This window comes from Bradyrhizobium sp. Cp5.3, assembly GCF_000426265.1.
Classification (GTDB): domain Bacteria; phylum Pseudomonadota; class Alphaproteobacteria; order Rhizobiales; family Xanthobacteraceae; genus Bradyrhizobium; species Bradyrhizobium neotropicale.
Genome location: NZ_AUFA01000125.1, coordinates 1 through 1,952, shown reverse-complemented (window position 1 = coordinate 1,952; position 1,952 = coordinate 1). Strand labels below are relative to the sequence as shown.

Annotated in this window: 3 protein-coding genes; 1 reads left to right on the top strand and 2 read right to left on the bottom strand. The window is 56.8% G+C overall.

The window, feature by feature from the left end; all coding sequences use genetic code 11:
• Positions 1 to 324: 324 nt before the first annotated feature.
• Positions 325 to 792, top strand: coding sequence for a peptidoglycan-binding protein (locus tag K289_RS47350; protein ID WP_051311363.1), 468 nt, complete (start codon positions 325 to 327; stop codon positions 790 to 792).
• Positions 793 to 928: 136 nt separating this feature from the next.
• Here the strand turns inward: K289_RS47350 and K289_RS0140725 are convergent, their stop codons facing one another.
• On the bottom strand, positions 929 to 1,249 hold the full coding sequence (locus tag K289_RS0140725) for a DUF3768 domain-containing protein (RefSeq protein ID WP_027556533.1): 321 nt from the start codon (positions 1,247 to 1,249) through the stop codon (positions 929 to 931).
• A gap of 152 nt (positions 1,250 to 1,401) precedes the next feature.
• Positions 1,402 to 1,647: a hypothetical protein gene (locus tag K289_RS51335; protein WP_156918473.1), complete on the bottom strand. Its 246-nt coding sequence runs from the start codon at positions 1,645 to 1,647 to the stop codon at positions 1,402 to 1,404.
• Positions 1,648 to 1,952: the final 305 nt, after the last annotated feature.

Sequence of the window (1,952 nt, the reverse complement as noted above, 5' to 3'; positions counted from 1 at the left end):
GGGATCGAGGTCATCGCCAAACCGACTGACCGTCAGCCCATAACCGCCGCCGCCTGACCGGCCGCGCCGTCACCAAAATTTGGCGATAGCTCCGGCCTTGGTCTCATCAGGCTGAAGGTTCACCACTAAAGGCTCCGCGCAAGCCCATCGCTACGGCCTGGCCGAAGTGCTTGTCGGGGTTGTGCGGGCCATTTCCAGCACAGACCCCACCAGATTGAGCAGGTGATCAGTTTCCTAGGGCCGGCTACGATACTAAAGGCGCATCTTCACGCTGGTGGGTCGCCGAAAACCAATCGTGCACCACGCAATTAGGGAATAATCGATATGGCCGAACCTATCATCAAACTTGGCTCGAAAGGTGATGCAGTAAAGAGGGCGCAAAGGGCGTTGATTGAGCGACGTTATCTTCCTCCCGGCACAGAGGACGGGGTCTTCGGACCCGTGACCCTAAACGCGGTCAGACGTTATCAAACGGATCGATCCGTAGGGCATTTCTGGGCGTTCTCCTTTCCCCTAACAGTCGACGGCATCGTGGGTCAGCAGACTTGGTTTAGGCTCACGCCAGAAACGGTCAAGAAGGGCTCAAAGGGCAGCAGTGTGAGGCTGCTTCAGGAGATCCTCAAATCCTACGCGGATCCTCAACTTGATCCTGGGGCCGTAGACGGCGATTTTGGTCCGCACACTGAGGCTGCGGTGAAGGCATTCCAAGCATCCCACGTTGATTTCGATCACAATCCTCTGAAGGTCGACGGAATTGTCGGCCCGAAGACGTGGACCGCGCTCTGGAGCTGATCGCGCGTTCAACCTCGACCCCGTCGAAATGACCGACCCCGAAAGCAGGACCGGCGAGCCCGGGTTAGCGGCGGCGGCCCGCTAGGGCAAAGAAACGCCCCGCAAATCGCGGGGCAACAAGGGAGCATCCTATTACTCAATACTCTTGGGCAAGCATGAGTGTGAGAACACGCGTCGTCTTCTTAGGGTCTGCGGGGTCGTCAGAGCCGAACTCGCACCGCTTGTCGTAATAGTCTATCTTCCAAAAGAACCTCCGACCGACCAGATCGAAGCTGCCGAAGTCGTGCTCGTCATACGGATCGTTGTTCTCGGTGAATTCAGCGAAGTTCGCCACTTGAATGAGCGCTTCAGCCTTCACGCAGTCCGGCAGTTCATTGACGCCTGATGTCATCATTACCTTGCCGCCGCTAAACGTGCGGCGGAAGGCGTCGTTGAGAAGAGCAATCCTATTCGTCATCGCTCTCCTCCGCGTCTTCGCTTTTGTATGGTGAGATATGACATGCGCCGCAGTGCGGGCAGTCATTTTCGCACTGTGCGGACCACACGTCCGTCCACTCGCGACCGCACTCTGGGCAGTGATAGAAGTTTCGGACCTGCATGGCTGATCTCTTAGATGAGACCGGCGAGCACAAGTACCGACACGACGGTGTTGCCACCGCAGGCCTCGCAGAACCCCTGGTCCTGGTCCGGCTCCATGTTTGCCGTGTGATCACATCCTTCCGTTATACAGATGGCTGGACATGCCGAGTCCTTAAGGGCGACCACCAACAGAAGATCGTCGAGGCTTTGGAAGCCTTCGATATCGCAGAGCTTCATTAGCTTTACGGCCTTGTACGAAAGGGCAATCGTGGACATGTTCTTCTCCTCACTACCGTCAGCCCGAACCACTCGGGTGCCGGATAGCGAGGCGGAGCTGCGCAGCGTCCTCACAACAGCAGCAGATCGATCCTCCGTCTCGCTACCGACATCCGAATTGGGCGCCGGAAAGAACAATGTCCGAGCGCGATCGTACTTCAGGAGAAAAACAGAGGTAGACACGCGATTATGCCAGTTTGGCAAATGCCTCTATATCGGCTCAAGCGTAGCGGCGCTGAAAGGTATTGATGGCGTTCCATCGATCATAAGCTTGAGATAGATGCGGTAGTTCGGCAGCCTCAAGA